Annotated in this window: 17 protein-coding genes and 1 pseudogene; 9 read left to right on the forward strand and 9 right to left on the reverse strand. The window is 41.9% G+C overall.

Translation table 11 applies throughout. The features are described from left to right. Nucleotides 1-75 precede the first annotated feature (75 nt). Genes rimO through HPS56_RS10950 form a run of 5 tightly spaced genes read left to right on the forward strand, consistent with a single transcriptional unit; the run spans nucleotide 76 to nucleotide 4,403 of the window. Nucleotides 76-1,398 (forward strand): 30S ribosomal protein S12 methylthiotransferase RimO, encoded by a 1,323-nt coding sequence (rimO, locus tag HPS56_RS10930; RefSeq protein WP_172276407.1) that lies wholly within the window; start codon nucleotides 76-78, stop codon nucleotides 1,396-1,398. Between the two features lie 8 nt (nucleotides 1,399-1,406). Continuing rightward, nucleotides 1,407-1,694, forward strand: coding sequence for an HU family DNA-binding protein (locus HPS56_RS10935; protein WP_172276409.1), 288 nt, complete (start codon nucleotides 1,407-1,409; stop codon nucleotides 1,692-1,694). Between the two features lie 3 nt (nucleotides 1,695-1,697). Next, a complete protein-coding gene (locus tag HPS56_RS10940) occupies nucleotides 1,698-3,305 on the forward strand; it encodes an HU family DNA-binding protein (protein WP_172276411.1) in 1,608 nt (535 codons plus the stop codon). Between the two features lie 40 nt (nucleotides 3,306-3,345). After that, a complete protein-coding gene (locus tag HPS56_RS10945; protein WP_172276413.1) occupies nucleotides 3,346-4,242 on the forward strand; it encodes an RluA family pseudouridine synthase in 897 nt (298 codons plus the stop codon). A gap of 5 nt (nucleotides 4,243-4,247) precedes the next feature. Continuing rightward, nucleotides 4,248-4,403, forward strand: a complete 156-nt coding sequence (locus HPS56_RS10950; protein WP_172276415.1) for a sulfate transporter — start codon at nucleotides 4,248-4,250, stop codon at nucleotides 4,401-4,403. A gap of 143 nt (nucleotides 4,404-4,546) precedes the next feature. On the opposite strand, the gene menA is transcribed toward HPS56_RS10950, so the two are convergent. Continuing rightward, on the reverse strand, nucleotides 4,547-5,452 hold the full coding sequence (gene menA / locus HPS56_RS10955) for a 1,4-dihydroxy-2-naphthoate octaprenyltransferase (RefSeq protein WP_172276417.1): 906 nt from the start codon (nucleotides 5,450-5,452) through the stop codon (nucleotides 4,547-4,549). An 87-nt stretch (nucleotides 5,453-5,539) separates the two neighbouring features. Here menA and HPS56_RS10960 point away from each other — a divergent pair, with 87 nt between their 5' ends. After that, nucleotides 5,540-6,184, forward strand: coding sequence for an HD domain-containing protein (locus tag HPS56_RS10960; RefSeq protein ID WP_172276419.1), 645 nt, complete (start codon nucleotides 5,540-5,542; stop codon nucleotides 6,182-6,184). A 43-nt stretch (nucleotides 6,185-6,227) separates the two neighbouring features. On the opposite strand, the gene HPS56_RS10965 is transcribed toward HPS56_RS10960, so the two are convergent. From HPS56_RS10965 to ettA, 3 genes are all read right to left on the reverse strand, one after another. Next, nucleotides 6,228-8,369 carry a Tex family protein gene (locus HPS56_RS10965; protein WP_172276421.1) on the reverse strand — a complete coding sequence of 714 codons (2,142 nt, stop codon included), beginning with the start codon at nucleotides 8,367-8,369 and terminating at the stop codon, nucleotides 6,228-6,230. Nucleotides 8,370-8,883: 514 nt separating this feature from the next. After that, on the reverse strand, nucleotides 8,884-9,543 hold the full coding sequence (locus tag HPS56_RS10970; protein ID WP_172276423.1) for an HU family DNA-binding protein: 660 nt from the start codon (nucleotides 9,541-9,543) through the stop codon (nucleotides 8,884-8,886). 322 nt (nucleotides 9,544-9,865) lie between these two features. Then, a complete protein-coding gene (gene ettA / locus HPS56_RS10975; RefSeq protein WP_172276425.1) occupies nucleotides 9,866-11,563 on the reverse strand; it encodes an energy-dependent translational throttle protein EttA in 1,698 nt (565 codons plus the stop codon). Between the two features lie 699 nt (nucleotides 11,564-12,262). Between ettA and HPS56_RS10980 the strand changes: the two are divergent. Beyond that, a pseudogene (locus tag HPS56_RS10980) lies at nucleotides 12,263-13,159 on the forward strand (type ISP restriction/modification enzyme); the annotation flags it as partial. A 66-nt stretch (nucleotides 13,160-13,225) separates the two neighbouring features. Next, nucleotides 13,226-13,426, forward strand: coding sequence for a hypothetical protein (locus tag HPS56_RS10985; protein WP_172276427.1), 201 nt, complete (start codon nucleotides 13,226-13,228; stop codon nucleotides 13,424-13,426). Between the two features lie 103 nt (nucleotides 13,427-13,529). On the opposite strand, the gene HPS56_RS10990 is transcribed toward HPS56_RS10985, so the two are convergent. From HPS56_RS10990 to HPS56_RS11010, 5 genes are all read right to left on the reverse strand, one after another. Continuing rightward, nucleotides 13,530-14,795, reverse strand: coding sequence for a DUF6602 domain-containing protein (locus HPS56_RS10990; protein ID WP_172276429.1), 1,266 nt, complete (start codon nucleotides 14,793-14,795; stop codon nucleotides 13,530-13,532). 322 nt (nucleotides 14,796-15,117) lie between these two features. After that, nucleotides 15,118-15,720 (reverse strand): RloB family protein, encoded by a 603-nt coding sequence (locus HPS56_RS10995; RefSeq protein WP_172276431.1) that lies wholly within the window; start codon nucleotides 15,718-15,720, stop codon nucleotides 15,118-15,120. Nucleotides 15,721-15,724: 4 nt separating this feature from the next. Next, on the reverse strand, nucleotides 15,725-17,023 hold the full coding sequence (locus tag HPS56_RS11000) for an AAA family ATPase (RefSeq protein WP_172276433.1): 1,299 nt from the start codon (nucleotides 17,021-17,023) through the stop codon (nucleotides 15,725-15,727). 343 nt (nucleotides 17,024-17,366) lie between these two features. Next, nucleotides 17,367-17,699 carry a hypothetical protein gene (locus tag HPS56_RS11005; RefSeq protein ID WP_172276435.1) on the reverse strand — a complete coding sequence of 111 codons (333 nt, stop codon included), beginning with the start codon at nucleotides 17,697-17,699 and terminating at the stop codon, nucleotides 17,367-17,369. A 70-nt stretch (nucleotides 17,700-17,769) separates the two neighbouring features. Beyond that, a complete protein-coding gene (locus HPS56_RS11010) occupies nucleotides 17,770-18,603 on the reverse strand; it encodes a helix-turn-helix domain-containing protein (RefSeq protein WP_256372621.1) in 834 nt (277 codons plus the stop codon). 268 nt (nucleotides 18,604-18,871) lie between these two features. Here HPS56_RS11010 and HPS56_RS11015 point away from each other — a divergent pair. Then, nucleotides 18,872-19,236 (forward strand): IS110 family transposase (locus HPS56_RS11015; protein WP_172276439.1); only part of this gene is annotated, 365 nt, incomplete at its 3' end.

Here is a 19,236-nt window from a genome sequence, read left to right on the forward strand (position 1 = left end):
CATGATCGATGTGTGTATTATAATTCATATACTGCATCATAATGGTGATAATGGAAAATCAGGATAGGAATAACCGTGAAAAAAAAGACTGTTGATATAATAACCATGGGTTGCTCAAAGAATCTCGTTGACAGCGAAACACTTATGGGCATGTTTGAATCTATTGGCTATAATTGTACGCATGACAGCGTGAATCCGAAAGGCGATGTTGTTGTTATAAATACCTGTGGATTTATTGAAGACGCAAAGCAGGAGAGCATTGACACAATATTGGAGTTTATACAGGCGAAGGAGGAAGGCCGTATAAAGAAGTTGTTTGTGATGGGATGTTTGTCTCAGCGTTATCAGAAAGAACTGGAAGAGGAATTGCCGCAAGTAGACAGGTTTTATGGAAAGTTCAACTACAAGCAGCTTGTAAGTGATCTGGCTGTTATGTCAGGAGACAATCCTGACTTAATGTCTTGTGATAAGGCATATAGGCGTTGTATCACGACTCCCCATCATTATGCTTATATAAAGATAAGCGAAGGATGTGACCGCCATTGCGCCTATTGTGCGATACCCATTATTACAGGGCGTCATGTCAGTCGTCCGGTGGAGGAGATTCTTGAAGAAGTGAGGGGACTTGTGGCTTCAGGCACAAAGGAGTTTCAGATTATAGCCCAGGAGCTTACTTATTATGGAATAGACATTGACGGCAGACAACATATAGCAGAACTTATATCACGTATGGCAGATATTCCCGGTGTGGAATGGATAAGACTTCATTATGCCTATCCGGCACATTTTCCGTGGGAACTGCTTGATGTCATAAGAGAAAAGCCGAATGTATGCAAGTATCTTGATATCGCGTTGCAGCATATTTCAGACAGCATGCTTGTCCGTATGCAGCGTAATGTTACAAAGAACGACACTCTTCGGCTTATTGAACAGATAAGGGAGAAGGTGCCGGGTATCCACCTTCGTACGACACTTATGGTTGGATTTCCCGGTGAGACAGAAGATGATTTCCGTGAGCTTGTTGAATTCACCCGTCGTGCGAGGTTTGAGCGTATGGGGGCTTTCTCATATTCCGAAGAAGAGGGTACACCGTCTGCAGAAAAGTATGAGGATGATGTGCCGCAGGATGTGAAGCAAAGAAGGCTTGATGAGCTTATGGCCGTCCAGCAGCAGATAAGTATGGAGATAGAGGCGGAAAAAGTGGGCAAGGTCCTGAAGGTTATTATAGACCGTAAGGAAGGTGACTATTATGTAGGTCGTACTGAGTATTGTTCTCCTGAAGTAGATCCGGAAGTTCTTATTCCGGCAGATGAGAAACCGCTTGATGCAGGGTGTTTTTATGATGTTCTGATTACCGGCTCAGAGGAGTTTGACCTTTATGCCACGACAATTTATTAGTGTTAGCAATGAATAATAAGGATTTTATTTCAGATATATCTTCTGTAACCGGATATACGGTCGCGGATACCCAGAAAATGGTTAATATGGTTATTGACTATATGACAGATAATTTTCAGGATGGCAATGCTGTGACGATTCCTAATTTCGGAACGTTTGATGTGAAGAAGAAGTTGGAACGTGTGATGGTAAATCCTTCTACACAGCAAAGAATGCTTGTTCCGCCGAAGCTTGTCTTGAATTTCAAGCCGGTTGTATCATGGAAGGATAAACTAAAGAATGGAGGCGGGAGATAAGCAATGCAGAGAAAAACCGTTGAAGATATTGCCGGTGTTCTTGTTTCAAGGAGCGGTTTGTCACAGGAAGATGCAATAAGTTTTGTAAACGCGTTGTTCGACACTGTCAGACGTGGGTTGGAACGTGATAAAGTGTTGAAGATAAAGGGTTTCGGCACATTTAAGATAATAAGTGTCGAGGCAAGGAAAAGCGTGAATGTAAATACCGGTGAGGCCGTTATAATCAATGGTCATGAGAAAATAACATTCACTCCCGACAGTACGGTCAAGGATTTGGTAAACAAGCCTTTTTCTCAGTTTGAGACTGTGATTCTTAATGATGGTGTGGAGTTTGAGGATACGAATATCGGAGGAACTCTGGAAGAATCTGCATATAATGACGATAGTGTGTCTGATGAAAATGAGCCGGTGGAGTCACCTGTATTGGATAAAGGCCCCAGCTCGGAAGCAGACGGGAGACCTCTGTTTGACCTGCCTGTGGCTCAAGATTATCTGCTTGTGACGGAAAGGGGACAAGTTTCTTCAGAACACGTTCTTGGTGAAGATACAGTGTCTAAAACTGAGGTAGAGGAAATGAGGACGTTTCCCGCTGCATCTATTGATAATGTAGAGGGAAGAATGGAAGAAGATATCTGTGGAGAAACTGAAAACAAGGCCGGTTTGTATGATGGTTCGCACGGCGAATTGCAGGAAAGCGACATTGAATCCTATGGTATAAATACAGAGTCTTCTGAAAAGGAAGTCTTATTGCCTGAAACAGAAACGACTGTCAGTGAAGATAATATTGCCGGAGATTATTCGTATACCGTACAGCAGGATTTGCATGAAACGACCGACGGACAACAGACATGTGAGGATAATGGCGTATCCGAAGCCGTTGTGACAGACAGTTACGGGAAAAGTGATGGGGTTGCGGTCCAGACGGAAGCTGTATCAGATGAAGAGTCAGAAGATATTTCAGACGATAAGGACAGCAAGAAAAAATCGGATGACGAACGTTTCGGGTTATGGGTTACTTTGACTTGGATCTTTGTTACGCTGGTGCTTATGGCCGTATCTGCATTCGGAGGGTATCTGTATAGAATGTACGAAGTGGGCGGCAATATGAATATTGTAAGTGCTGATGTACGGATATCGGAGGATGAGTCGGATGCTGATATGGATAAAGAATCCCGGTCGTCAGATGCTGCACGCCGCAAGACCGGTCCAGACAGCATTAAAGCGATAAATACCGTTGTGCGCAAAGACACTTTGGCAAAGCCTGTCATCGCAGAGAAAACAACAGCCGTTGCGGATAATAATCAGACAGCAGACAAGAAGTCTGAAACGGTGGATAAGAGATCTGCTGATGCTGAGAATAAACAGGAGACAATGCCTGATTATGGAAGTATGGACATAAGAGTGCGTACAGGTGCGTATAATATTGTGGGCTTGAATCAGGTGTATACGGTAAAGAGCGGCGAGAGTATCGAATCCATCTCAAAGCGCTTTTTGGGTGAAGGCATGGAATGTTATGTGGAAGTGTATAACGGATTGAAGCCCAATACCAAACTCACTCCCGGCCAGAAGATAAACATTCCAAAGTTGAAGTGGAAGAAACGCCGTAATTAAAGGATAGGAAGAATATTTCAAATATTTAAAAGTAAATAGAATGTTCAACAGGAATGGATATAAGAAAGTCGGTGAATACGAACATTTTGAAGTAGATCACGAATGCAAGCTGCTTGATTTCCTTTTTGAGAAAGTGGGAAGGAGCCGTACAAAGATTAAGGCAACTTTGCAGGGACGCGGTATAAAGGTCAATGGCAAATGTGTCACACAGTTTGACTTTATGTTGTCGCCAGGCATGAAGGTGGCTGTAAGCAAGACAAAGAAGAATCAACAGGCATTTAAAAGCCGTTATGTGAATATCGTCTATGAAGACCGTTGGATTATAGTGATAGAGAAGAAAGTAGGGATTCTGTCGATGGCAGCCGGTCATTCGTCATTGAATGTGAAGTCTGTGCTTGATGACTACTTCAAGAAATCACGTCAGCGTTGTAATGCACATGTGGTCCACCGTCTTGACAGAGACACAAGCGGACTGATGGTTTATGCAAAGGATATAGATACGGAACAGATCTTGGAGCATAACTGGCATGATATTGTTTATGACCGCCGTTATGTTGCAGTAGTCAGCGGTGAAGTCGAGGATGAAGGCGGGACCATCGCCAACTGGCTTAAAGACAACAAGGCATACGTCACCTACTCATCACCTGTCGACAACGGGGGAAAGTATGCTGTCACGCATTTCCATGTGCTCAAACGTACTACAGAACATTCGCTTGTCGAGTTTAAGCTTGAGACAGGGCGCAAGAACCAGATAAGGGTTCATACGGCCGATATGGGACATCCCGTATGCGGTGACGTTAAATACGGAAATGGCGACGACCCTATACATCGTCTGTGTCTTCATGCCTATATGCTTTGTTTCACACATCCAATGACAAGAGAGCGCATGGAGTTTACAACTCCTGTTCCAATGGAATTCAGAAGATTATTTAAATAAACAAGATGGAAAACATATCATATTATATAGCATTGCTGCTGATGATTATCATCGGTTTCTTCCTTGTGAAGAAAGTTGCCGGATGTATGATAAAGGCCGTTGTCACAGTGGCTCTTGTAATCTTATTTTTAGCCTTGTATTATTTCTATATAGGACGATAGCAAACGGGGCAAGCTTGACATTTACATTATAGCTCATCGAAAACATTATAATAGAATATGCAAAAACCTGGCGTAATTCAAACTCAAATGATTACGCCAGGTTTTGCATTATATTCTTTCTGATAATCCCTTGTTGTCGGTTTCTACTGTAGCATCAATCCTACGCTTACGCATAAACCGTAGATGAAAATATTCCTTGCCGTGTCCGCCAGACACATATTCAATGCCTTACCTTTGTATATGCGTTTCATTTTTCTGTATGTGATGATGTGCATGACAAGATATATCGCGGGCATGGCAAATGCCGCATAACGGCCGTTGATAAGAAAGACGCTTCCCATAAAAAAAGCCGTAAGTCCTATGTAAAGATAGGCTTTGAGACTGTTTTCCGGTCCGATGCGTACCACAAGCGTGTTTTTCCCGGCATTTCTGTCAGTGTCTCTGTCTCGGAAATTATTCACTATGAGCAGTGCGTCTGTCACGAGTCCAGAAGCTATTGACATTATAAACGTTTCAAGCGTGCATGTCCTTGTCTGTATATAATAAGTGATACATACCGGTATTATGCCGAAGAAAACCACGACAAGTATATCTCCGAGTCCGATGTATGACATGTGTGTAGTGTAAAGGAAGCAGAATACTATACATATAATTCCTATCAGTATCATTTCATAGCCTCCGAAGAGCGTGAGAGGCAATCCGATGATGCATGCGGCAACAGTGATTGTTATGATTGCTTTCTTCATGGCGTCTGTTGTTATCCATCCTTGAGCACAGGCCCTTCGTGGGCCGAGCCTTTCTTCATTTTTGTCCGTTCCTTTCATATAATCGAAGAAATCGTTTATAAGATTGGCATTTATCTGCATCACGAATGCGAAGAGGAAGCATAGTATTGCGGCGACGTGATTGAAAGAATATATTTCTGTTGAATCAGTGTATGCCAGAGCCGTTCCAATCATTACAGGCACAGCCGCTCCTGTAAGTGTCTTCGGCCTTGCTGCCAGAAGCCACGCTTTCATAGAGTTTGTGCGTATGGTGTTTTGTTTCATAATCCGTTATCAAATAGGTTTTTCTTAAAACTTAATTTGCAAATTTAAGCATTAATGATTATATTTGCAAAGTTATTTCGTATTTTTATGATTAAAAACGCAGCAAGCTTGGATTTGGTTGAGTTTATAGAAACCAATATTCTTCCCCAATACTCGTCTTTTGATAAGGCTCACAGTCTTGTCCATGTCACACAGGTAATACGCAGGGCACTTGATCTTGTACGTATAACGGGTGCGGATATAAACATGGTGTATGTCATTGCAGCCTATCATGATATAGGGATGTCCGGTCCGCGTGCGGTGCATCATATCACCGGAGGCCGCATACTCGCACAGGACGCGCGCCTGAAGAAATGGTTCTCACCAGAACAGATTAAGATAATGAAAGAGGCGGTGGAAGACCACCGTGCCTCGGCCTCGCATGCCCCGCGCAGCATTTATGGCAAGATAGTGGCTGAGGCTGACCGCGATATGACCCCCGACGTGGTCTTGCGCCGTACGGTGCAGTTCGGGCTTGCCAACTATCCGCATTTGGACCGTGACCGCCAATGGGAAAGGTTTGCGGCCCACATGGACAATAAATATTCCTCCCACGGATATATACGTCTTTGGATTCCCGGCTCGGATAATGCGGAGAAACTGAATACGCTCCGTTCGCTGATATCCGATACAGCAACCTTGCGGAGAATGTTCGACAGGATATATGATGAGGAGACATCCTGTGTCGACTGACAGGAAACGGAAATGAGAATATCCGTTAATCGGGGGAGGCATTTCAATGCCTCAATCCCCTCATGGATAATGATATACGGTTACGCTTACGGTCAACTTCCACTACACGCACCCTTACATGCTGGTGAAGCTTTACAACTTGTGTCGGGTCTTCCACATATTTGTCTGCGAGCTGTGATATGTGCACAAGCCCGTCATGATGCACACCTATATCCACGAAAGCCCCGAAGTTAGTGATGTTTGTCACTATTCCTGGCAGCTCCATCCCTTCGGCAAGATTGTCTACCGATGTGATGTTTGGGTCAAACTCAAATTCTTCAATCTTTTCGCGCGGATCGCGTCCCGGTTTCTCCAGTTCTTTCATTATGTCGTTCAATGTCGGCATGCCGACAGTCGGTGTGACGTATCTTTCCAGCTTTATCCCTTTGCGCTTCTCTTTATTCTTTATCAGTTCACCTACCGTACAGCCGCAGTCCTTTGCCATTTGTTCCACGATCTTGTAGCTTTCCGGATGTACGGCACTGTTGTCCAATGGATTCCTTGCATCGGGAATGCGCAGGAATCCCGCACATTGTTCATAGGCGGCCGGTCCGAGACGCGGCACTTTTTTCAGTTGCGCGCGGCTTGTAAACGGGCCGTTCTCACGCCTGTATTCCACAATGTTTCCGGCAAGTGTCGGTCCGAGACCGCTTACGTATGTCAGAAGATGCCTGCTTGCGGTGTTCAGGTTCACGCCTACAGAGTTCACGCAACTTTCCACTGTCATGTCAAGGCTCTTTTTAAGCTTTCCCTGGTTGACATCGTGCTGATATTGTCCCACCCCGATACTCTTAGGGTCTATCTTTACCAGTTCGGCAAGCGGATCCATTAGTCTTCTTCCGATAGACACTGCGCCACGCACAGTCACGTCTTCTTCAGGAAACTCCTCCCTTGCCGTTTTTGATGCGGAATATACGGAAGCTCCGTCTTCACTGACAACAAACTGCTTCACGTCGTGGCCGAAATGCAGCGATTTCATGAATTCTGCCGTTTCGCGGCTTGCCGTGCCGTTGCCAATGGCCATGGCCTCGATATTATATTTCTCCACAAGTTTTTCAATTTGTGCGGCGGCTTGGGCGCGTTTTGACACCGGAGGGTGGGGGAATATGGCCTCATGATGCAGAAGGTTGCCTTGTGCATCGAGACACACAATCTTGCATCCTGTGCGGAATCCCGGGTCAACGCCCATCACCCTTTTCTGTCCGAGCGGTGGCGACAGCAACAGTTGCCGCAGGTTTTCCGCAAACACGTTTATGGCCTCCTCATCGGCCTTCTCCTTGCTGATGGCGGCAAACTCTGTTTCTATGGATGGCTTCAGAAGTCTTTTATACGAGTCCTCCACAGCCTCTTCCACAAGCTTTCCGCATTTTCCGCTGCTCTTCACAAAGTTGCGTTTCAGCTTGTCCATACATTCATCATCATCGGCGGATATGCTTATCTTCAGTATACCTTCGCTTTCGCCCCTGCGCATTGCCAGCAACCTGTGCGACGAGCACCGGCGGAGCGGTTCGGAAAAGTCGAAGTAATCGGAATATTTTGCCGCCTCATCGGTGTCGGCCTTCGTCTTCACCACCTTCGATATAATCATGGCCTCACGCCTGAAAGCCCCTCTCAACTGCTGTCTTGAACGCTCGTCCTCGCTCACGGTCTCGGCAATGATGTCCTGGGCTCCATTTATTGCAGCCACAGCATCCTTGATATCGCCTTTCACAAACCGCTCGGCGGCTTTTTCCGGAGACTGTTCGCGCTGCATCATGATAATCACCGACAGCGGTTCAAGTCCCTGTTCGCGTGCCATCTGCGCCTTTGTACGTCTTTTGGGTTTGTATGGCAGGTAGATATCTTCCAGCCCTGTGCTGTCCCAACAGTCATCGATTCTCCTTTTCAGTTCCGGTGTCATCTTTCCGAGTTCCGTTATGGTCTTTATGACGGTTTCCTTTCTTTTGTCCACCTCCTTCAGCTTGTCGCCCATATCGCTTATGGCTGCAATCTGCACTTCGTCAAATCCTCTGGTGCGTTCCTTTCTGTAACGGCTGATAAACGGTATGGTGCATCCCTCGTCGAGCAGTGTGATGGTGTTCTCAACGCCTTTTGCCGGCAGTTTAAGTTCTGCCGCTATAAGTTTTGTAAGTATCGTAATTTCCATTTTCTTTGTTGTTATCTGTTTTGTTCTGTGACAAATATTATACTAAGGTATATAAAAGAATTTATGTGTGGAAATATTTTCAGGAAAATTTTCTTCTGCAAGTCTCGTGTGTCTTCTTTTTTACAGCAAGAGCATGTGGATTTTTGGCGTGTGCCGTTAGTCTGGCTTTTAAAGCAGTCACGGCCAAAGATGCCTTTATTCCGCGTAATTATACTGTGATTCGGGTAAGTGAAAAAGAGGAAAAGGCTTTGGTGGAATGTTCGGGATGCTTGCCGAATATGAGTGGTAGGATATAAATGCTGTGACGGGGGCCGTCATACGGTAAACAGGGTGTTCTTAAACAGCAATAAGGTTATTTTCATACCTGTCGGCTTAAGCCGACAGGTATGTCGACTGTAGTCGACAGATGTGCCGATTGAAGTCGACGGATGAGTCGACTAAAGCCGACTGGTTTGTGATTGTGCTGTTTGCATATTGCAAACAGCATGTCTCCGCTTTGAGATCAGGCCGGTTGTCATTTCTTGCAACGGTAATATACTGTTGTGTTTCCTATTTTTTCTGATTCCAGGAAAGCGTTTGGACTTTCCGTGAGCAAGTCAATCCATTTTGCCGTTGCGTGTCTTGTAAGTCCGAATGTGCTCATCATCTCCTTTCTGGTTATTTTCCCGCGCTTTTCGAGATAGTCGTTTATGAGTTGTGTAATCTCTCCATATTCGTATATGTTTGAATGTCCCACCTTTCCTCGTCCGGTAATATTCTCGAATCCGTAGTCTTTTTCTTCCATTATAGTCAGAAAGGCCTTGTCGGGTGTGAAGCCGATGGTTTCCACGCATACGTTGTGTCCGGTAATGTCGGCCGGATTGGTGAAGTTGGGTTTCTGTTCGTTTCCCCATTCGTCGCATTGCTTTTTGAAGCCCACTTTCAGGTAGAACGTTCCGAGTCCTTCTATGTGCAGGCGTTTGTTGTCGATGAGAAATTCCACAATTTCTTCCCTAAGCACCGAGAGTGTCATTTCGATGAGCTCCGGCCGTATGGTGGTGTGGCGTTTTATGTGTTCCAGCAAGTCGGCTTTGTGTGCTGTATAATAACTTTCATGGCGCACCTGATAAGTGTCTTTTCCCTCTTCGTTCTTCAATGGATTGCGGTGTACGCTGAATTTAATAGTCTTTGCCATAATAATTTTGTTTTTTTAGGTTTTGATGAATACAAATATACGGAATTAAATATAAGGATACAAGCAAAGGTATAAGTTATTTGCATAATGTTTATATTTCTGTCGTTTATACCGGTTGTGGATTATTGTTTATGTTCATACATCGCATGTGGAAAAGTGCTGTTCGGCTGTAAAAGGAGTATGTTTGAAAGATCAGGCCTGCTGGAATCATTTATATGAAGTGCGCCCTGAAAGTTTTTCCGACTTTCAGGGCGCACTTTATAGTTTCACACAATCCATAGTGAGGACAGTTCAGTGTCCTTGTAATTTGGATGGTATCATTCTAATCCTCCATAAGCTTTCTGTAGCGAGTACGTTTTGGCTCTTCCAGGCCAAGGCGTTTTATCTTGTTGCTTTCGTATTTGGAATAGCTTCCTTCGAAGAAGAACACGTTGCCGTCGCCTTCAAAGGCAAGGATGTGTGTGCAGATGCGGTCGAGGAACCAACGGTCGTGGCTGATGACCACCGCACATCCTGCAAATTCTTCCAGACCTTCTTCCAGTGCACGGAGTGTGTTAACGTCGATATCATTGGTGGGCTCGTCGAGCAAGAGCACGTTGCCTTCCTCTTTCAATGCCATGGCAAGGTGAAGGCGGTTGCGCTCGCCACCCGACAGTACGCCGCATTTCTTTTCCTGGTCGGCTCCGGCAAAATTGAACCGGCTCAGGTAAGCACGCACATTGATGTCTCTGCTGCCCATACGCATGAGCTCGTTTCCACCGCTCATCACTTCATACACACTCTTTTCCGGTGAGATGTCCTTGTGGTTTTGGTCGACATAAGCCAGTTTTACAGTCTCGCCCACTTCGAAATCACCGTTATCCGCCTGTTCCAGTCCCATAATCAGACGGAACAGGGTCGTCTTGCCGGCTCCGTTAGGACCGATGACCCCGACAATTCCGTTAGGCGGAAGCATGAAATTGAGGTCGTTGAAAAGCACCTTTTCTCCAAACGCTTTCTTCACATGCTGCGCTTCTATCACTTTGTTGCCCAAGCGGGGGCCGTTGGGGATGAATATCTCCAGCTTCTCTTCTTTTTCTTTTTGGTCTTCGTTCAACAGTCTGTCGTAGGAGTTCAAGCGGGCCTTGCCCTTAGCCTGACGGGCTTTCGGGGCCATGTGTATCCATTCCAATTCCCTTTCCAGAGTCTTTCTGCGCTTGCTGGCTGTCTTTTCCTCCAGTTCCATGCGTTTTGTCTTCTGTTCCAGCCATGAGGAATAGTTGCCTTTCCATGGAATACCCTCACCGCGGTCGAGCTCAAGAATCCATCCTGCCACATCGTCAAGGAAGTAACGGTCGTGGGTGACAGCGATTACCGTACCCTCATATTGGTTCAGATGCTGTTCCAGCCAGTCGATGCTTTCTGCATCCAGATGATTGGTAGGCTCGTCGAGAAGCAGCACGTCGGGTTTCTGCAGCAACAGGCGGCAGAGAGCCACGCGGCGGCGTTCTCCTCCGGAAAGATTCTCCACAGGCTGGTTGGCAGGAGGACAGCGAAGGGCATCCATGGCCCGTTCCAGTTTGCTGTCAAGATTCCATGCGTCGGTGGTGTCGATAATGTCCTGCAACTCTCCCTGACGGGCGAACAGAGCGTTCATTTTATCTTCATCCTCATAGTATTCGGGCAGACCGAACTTTTGGTTTATTTCTTCATATTCCTTCAGTGCGTCCACTATATACTGGACACCTTCCATTACTACCTCCTTTACGGTTTTTGTCGGATCGAGCTGTGGCTCCTGAGGCAGATAGCCCACGCTGTAACCTGGTGAGAACACGACCTCTCCCTGTATGTCATTGTCCAGACCGGCAATGATCTTCATTAAGGTTGACTTACCGGAACCGTTGAGACCGATGATACCTATTTTTGCTCCATAGAAGAAGCTGAGGTAGATGTTTTTGAGTACTTGTTTGTTGGTCTGGCGGATTGTCTTGCTCACACCGACCATTGAAAAGATGATTTTCTTATCGTCTACTGTTGCCATATATTTTAGGTGTTTCAGATGATATTTCTTGCTGAAAGATTCACAATTAAGGTTGTCTGTCCTTTATGTAATGGTTCATATTATCGCATTCATCCGACAGGTAGGGACGTGCCTTTGGCACGTGTCATAGTTGGTTCCCCTTCTCGCCATGGCAATGTTCAAGCAAGCTCGACATTGCCCATCTGGCTTATCGAAAACGTTCGGTTTTGTAAATCATTGCAAAGATACGAAATATTCATGGCATAACACTTATTAAAAACTGAATATCATATATTTAGTATAGATTCTTGGTTTGAATAGGGTGTTTTATGGGGATATACTTATACAGGTTTGGGGCTTTCGGCATTGCTCGTTTCGACAATAGGCGTTGCAATATTCCTTATTCGTCTCTGAGAGACCTTATCTTGTTTTCTAATAACATTGTGTTACATGGTAGAATATAAGTTACTATTAAATAATAAATCGTTAAATATATTCCCAAATTCTTGTGTCTTATTATTCACAAGTGTTTTCAGAATACTTGCCTTTTCACATTGGCAACTTCAATCTGATGAAGATTGTCAATGTGAAAAATATAATACCAACGATAGCCATACAATTAAAGCTATTTGTCTAAAATTTCAACAATAGGGACGGTCTTTTCCATTTCACTACGTGTCGTGTACTTATATGTTCCGACCTGCATTACTCGTTTTCCATTATCATGACATAGGTGATTACCTTACTCGTGAACAGAAACTCAAAATGGTAAAAGACTACCGTTTCATTTCTTCGCAGAAATTGGAATGGCAGATTATCACACCTAATGAAAAGGCTGATTGGATAAACCAACGCGATGGGGTGTTTGATAATTTGATTCCATTAGCTCATGAAAAGAAATTTGCTCTGAATGCTCAAAGTGTATTTAGCACTTATGCCATTGGTGTAGCAACCAATCGTGATGCTTGGGTGTCTGGATTTTCAAAAGATAAGGTTACAAGCAATATGCGTTCTATGATTGATTTTTACAATCAGCAAATAGACGAAAATAAGTTATCAACAGATACGACAAAAATAAGTTGGACTGTGAATCTAAAAAAGGATCATGAAAGTAAAGTGAGACATAGTCTAAAAGAAAATGCTTTTGTGGAAACATTTTATAGACCATTCAATAGAATTAACTTGTATTATCATCGACCATTTATAGAACGACCGGGGATATGGAGACAATTATTTCCAACCAGCAGCAATACCAATCTTGTTATCGCTGTAAGTGGAATTGGTCAACAAAAGCCATTCGCATCATTGATTACAGATAGTATTTCTGATTTGCAGGTTGTAGATAAAGCAAACATCATCTATAATGACCATATTACCATTGAGAACATCCCACTAAAAGCATACGACTATGTCGTTAATGGTAAATCTGCAATTGAGTGGATAATGGAACGCTATGCCGTCACAATTGACAAAGCGTCCCAAATCAAAAATGATCCAAACGACTGGTCACGAGAACACAAACAACCCCGTTATATCCTCGACCTTCTTCTATCGGTTATTATGCTCTCTTGCCAAACAGTAGATATAGTAAACACTTTACCAATATTAAGATTTTAATTTTGTCGTTTTGTAAGCTAAAGGGGGCTAGAATCTGGTTTAATTGTTGGAGCATTGATTTTCAAGATGATAGGTATTGGAAAATCAACTCCAACAATTAAAACTTCACCTTCTTCCAATATAGGAAGAAAAGAGAGAATATTTGTATTTGCTGCAGATGCTGCACTTTCAATAGCCTTTTTATCTTGCTCATTAATTTCCTATGGACCCCAAAAGTTCCCATTTGGCTTAATATATATCACGAGGTATTTGGGTAGCAATACATAAGAATAAACCGTATTTACGGGCTTCTTTTTATAGGCATATCTTCTACTCTTTCTATCTATTTTCTTAAACGAAATATAATTATGTGGAAGTTCACGAAATCTTTTTAAATATCTTCATCAATTTTTGCATGAATAGCCTTCAGGTATGCATTGATATCTATCGCGGGAACAGTACCAATGAACTTTAAATAGTTTACAAGTTGAAGAAAGAATGTAAAGAGAGACACGTCCCTATCGCTAAACTTAACCTCTTTTACTTCGCGGCTTTCATACACTTGTCTTATATATTTGCGATTATCCTCGATACTGCTGGTTGGGGTTATACCTTCAGGTTTTGTTTCATTATAATCAACATAAAAACTACCTGTATCACAGAGATATCCTAAATCCAATGTCTGTAGCCCTTTCAATTTCTTTAACTGCGCTTTTACCGTATCGTTCCCGCTATATGAAGTTGTCGTAGTTAAAATACCGCCAATTATCTTAGTTAGTGGTATAGCGGCCGCAGTTTTTCCTGAGGCAACCATACCAATACTTGTTCTTTTCAGCGTACGAACGCTCTCAACTTTCTGGGCTGCATATTCTATATACCCTTTCACATCCTGTTTCACCTCAAATACGGCATACACGCTTTCTGCCGGTATATACATAAAGCCATCTTGTTTGAATATGAAAGGTGTGTAAATCGCATCATAAATGATTACGTCTATCTGTTCGCTAACATTGCCTGTCGAATCTATCACTATAGCCTTATCCACTTTATATCTGTCAGGAAGATAGGTTCGTAGAAACTCAATCCAATGTTGCTCCGTAGCTTCACCTTTGCTACCGGGATGTTCAATAAATTCCCTGTTTACATTCAGGCTAGCCAGCATCTGGTTCTGCAAGCCATGAAATAAATCCCTTAAATCTATCATTTTCTTGTATTCCAACAATTGATTATTCATATAACAATAAAAGTTATGAGCACTAAGTCCATTACTTCTAACACTGACTATCAGTAATAACGGATTCTCAATGGCCACTTCCTTCTCAATATCTATCATAGATACCAAATCTGTACTGCTATATTGTGTATTTGGATGACTATGCCATTCGCCCACATATTGCAACCCCTCCTTGGCTAATTGTTCCCATACATTTTCCAAGCCCTTGGTAATGCGCATAAACTTTGTCCTACCAGTCAATTTTTCCACAGGCACCACAACTTTTTCTATATAATATACCGTATGCCTATCTGTAGAATATCGTCCCGCAAGCATTCCTCCGTTCTCATTAGGATATTCGCCCTCAGCCTGCAACTTTATTTGGTTGAATACTAAGGTTGGTATCTCTATATACAAATCATTACTTGCCAAATAATACTTCATAACTTGTTTATCTTTAAATTCAAGTCGTCTTCTGTTATATAAAAATCACTTAATGGTTCCTGCTTGCTCAACATCTTGATAATATGTTTCACGGCGACTTGCACTTTGCATTCTATGTCATTATACGAAGCTTTAAAGTTGGATTCTAACAACCTGTAGGATTGTACATGTCGGTTCCCTCATCGTGTTTAAGTAAGCCATAAACCAACAAAACAGTCTCTGTCACATTAGGAGAAAAAGCACATATCAAATCTTGTGCGTGATTGGTTATTGAGAGATTAACCAATTGGGCTTTCGTCCCAATTTTCTATAAATGTATATATTATAAATTAATTAATAACTCTATCACCTTATGCACCTCCGAATATGCTTTCAAATCCTCTGGCGATTCTTTACAGAGTTGACACAACTTTTCTGAATTTATCATCGCCCGTTCCAAATCACCATTCTCTGTCAGATATTTATAGAGATTGGTGCGTATGAAATATCGTTTTGTCTTTTCATACCCTGGCATATACTTCTGCAATTCGGGAAGCAGTTGTTCGTAACTTTCATATCGCCGACAAACCACATTAGGCAAGAAGTGGAGCAGAAACCAAAATTCCGTGCAAGGATTCGTTTCTACAAATATCACCTTTCCGGCATATTTCTTTTTGCTATACTCTTTCTTTGCTCGTTGGTACTGTTGCATTTCAGATGGGAACTGGAATAATCTATCCATATCAAACAGGCATACAATATAATCATATTGCTTGTTCAAATAAGATTCTACCAGTTTTAGAATATGATTGATGTCGCTGTGCTGCGGAAAATCCGGAGCGACCTTGAAAGGATAACGACACGCAATCCTCAGAGAATCGAAATAGAACCATTCTGTTTCTCCCTCGCCTATGATGGCGATACTTTTTGTTACTGTCCGCCCCATATCATTAGTCGTTTAGGTTAATATACTGGCTACCCAAGAACGGCAACTTTACCAATTTCCCCTGCTTATAGGCATTATACGGAGAAAGATTCTTATGCAGTCCAAGAGAAGAAAGACGTACAATTTTAGTTTCGCCGAGTTCGTCTTTATCGGTGAACCATATTGTATCACGGCGAATGAAATCCTCATTCAGAAGATTGATGTCATGCGTTGTCAGAAGCATTTGGGACGTTCCGTCGCTATTTGCTAAAAATACCTTTATGAAATAAGACAGCAACTCGTAGTGAATGCTTGTTTCAACTTCATCAATGGGCACGAACCGATTTGTCTTTAACAGGTAATTTAGAATTACAGCCATTCCTAAGAACCTCATGGTGCCATTGGACTCGTATTCTTCCGACAAATCATATACTTTATCGCCTGCCTTATGCTTGAAGGTCAGTTCCGTATTTGTAATTTTCCCCTTTCTAAGCATTTCAGCCTTTGCATCTTTATCAATAGGAGCATTCTGAATCAGTTGTTCCAATTCAGGGGTAATCAGTTTTTCCTCTTCGTGTAATACCACATCTTCTATATTGAAATCGGACGCTTTCAGGAAATTTAAAATGAATTTCTTCAAATCTCCTGTCTCATCTTTATCCAATCGTGATTTGACATATCCCGAAAGCAGCATACCGGGAGCCAATACATCTTTTACCTGCTTGGCAAAATAATCGTACACATCATTCAGCTTGGTACGTTCCACGTTACTTTTGCCAAATGCGGCAAGCACACTGCAATTATTGATAGTGTTACCGGAAATCACATCTTGGCTTTTTTTTGTCATTTTCAGATTTACGCCAAAGTTAATGGCCGTGGAATCTGTCGCAGCATCATAACTTCGGTTATACAATTTGGTAGGGCGAATGGAGTCATAAACAATCAATGTTTCGGAATAGATATGCTTTGTGTCTAATTCAAAACTGAGGATGTACTTTGACTGGTTGATATAGAATACCATTGACATCTTTGTCTTTTCGTTCCTCGAAGTGTCATCCAACATGAAAGGGACAACCCCGGTTTTCTGAGTCCTGTCTTTAGGCATTCTCAAAACCAGCATCTTGAAAAATTCGATGGCATTTAATATATTTGTCTTGCCGGAAGCGTTGGCACCGTAGATGATGCCAACTTTCAGCAATCTTACCCCTTCCTTAACTTCATACGAATACTCATCAGACATAAAAGTATCTGCCGACGGCTCAAAACTGATTTTCTGAGTTGATTTAATGGAGAAAAAATTTTCAATGCTGAACTCTGCTATCATAATCGTTGATTTTATCTATTGTATGGTGCAAAGGTACAAATAAAATTCTATATAGTGAATTATAAATGCGATTATCGTAGAAAAATTACGTAATATAAATACAAAATAAACAAATAATTATTTATTGAAGCCGTAAATTAACTATCTGATTACCTCTGGAAAGTGTTGACAGATTTGAGGGTGGTAAACGAATGTGATTTATGCAGCCGGAGAAATTAATTATCCAATGCCATTTGCACCATCTCTTGATTTTATTTACGATGGCTAAATAGTGGTACTAAAATGGTGCTAAATTGTAAAACCATTCTTTTGTACACGCTATAAAATATAGAAAATCAGCTTATTATAGAGTTATATATCTTGTTTTCCAAGAAGGCACGTCTATCTTCTGATTATCATAGTATGATGTACCTTTGTCTGCGAGGAACAAGACAATTATTCCAAAATTGTCCATATCTTCTACTCTTGCCAATGCGCTACCATCAGGAAGCACTTGCATCACCTCGAATGAAGTTACCTTAATTTCTTGCTGTGGCTTTTCAAACATAATAATATCATTACCTAATGGCGATGAATTTCCTTGATATGTAACCATAAAAGCAAAAATAAATGTTAGAATAACTCCTGTGACAATACCTCCCACATAGGTAAGGATAAATTTTGTACGTGTTGCCATAATTGCTATTTTTTATTGTTTCTGTATCCAATTCTGTTTGACTATAAGCTTCTACAGGTGAACTGGAAGTCTATTTCTTTTTACTATAATTGCTCCTATATACATTTGGACTGACTCCTATTTTCTTTTTGAATAGTAAAGAAAAATTTGACAGTTCCTCAAAGCCTAACTCTACAGATATTTCCTTGATAGATTTATTTGTGAATACAAGTAACCTTTTTGCCTCTGAAATTATCCTGTCAATAATTATCTCTATAGGCCTTTTGTTTGTTTCTGCTCTGACAAGTCTACTCAATTCTTTATAGCTTACGTGTAAATCTTCTGCATATTGTGCGACCTTATGCCATTTCTTGAAATTTTTCTCTACTTTTGTATAGAAACTCAAAAACAAATTGGAATTTCTCTGAATGTCAATTTCATGATGTTGAGAATAATAATCAAAAAGTTTAATAAGCCAGTAGTGCAGCAGTGACTTCATTTTAATATTTAAAGTTAAGGGGTGTTCCTTACATTCGTATTCACTATGAATCATTTTAACGATATCTGCAAATTCATGATATATATGTTCGTCTTCTATTTTTATAACACTTTCATTTACAAACAAATAAAAATCAATCAGATTGACGACCTCTATATCAAGACCAATGAACGCATCATGAGAAAAGCATATACTAGATCCTTTTATTTCGCCCTCGCCATAATGATGATACTGTCCAGGAGGCATAAATACAATAGTCTTGGGATTTATTAAAATCTCTTCGAAGTTTCGATAATATAAGCATTGCCCTTTTTCGAAAAATGCAACGATGTAAAAATCATGCGCATGTTCAGCTTGTATTTCTCTGTTGTAGTGTTCTCTTAATGAAGAAAAAGAAACAACTTTTATGTCTGCATCGTTGTTCAGACTGTGGAAAACTCCTGTAGGAGTGCAAGTATCGTTTTCTTTACAATAATTAAATTAAGGTTCTTATACTCATATTATTATTTATGTCGTTTGACGATAAAAGGCCATTATTCATTTTAATGGGTATGCAAATGTACATATAAATCGCGAGATTTCTACACCGACAGAATAAAAAGGTCAAGGCCGTGACAAATTATCTGCCATTTATACCGTGCTTTATGCACATTTATTGGTAAATTTATGGTGTAAACATTAAAAACCTCTTACAATGTACAGAAACAGAATCGTAGCAGGCCTTGACGTTCACAAAGATAGTGTCTTTTTGTGTATTATGCGTCATGACGTGGCCATTATTTTTGAGAAAACGTATGGAACTCTGACAACCCACCTCCGTCAGATGCGCGAAGACATGCTCCGTCATGGAGTCACAGAGTGCGCCATGGAGAGCACCGCAGTGTATTGGATACCGGTATGGAACGAGCTGTGCGAACACATGTCCCTGCGACTTGCGAATCCTCATTTCATAAAGCAACTTCCCGGTCGCAAGAGTGATACCAAGGACGCGCAGTGGATAGCCGAGTGTCAGTTGAAGAATCTTATCAGGGAAAGCTTTGTTCCAAATCCAGTCGTACA

Source organism: Xylanibacter muris (assembly GCF_013166605.1).
GTDB lineage: Bacteria > Bacteroidota > Bacteroidia > Bacteroidales > Bacteroidaceae > Prevotella > Prevotella muris.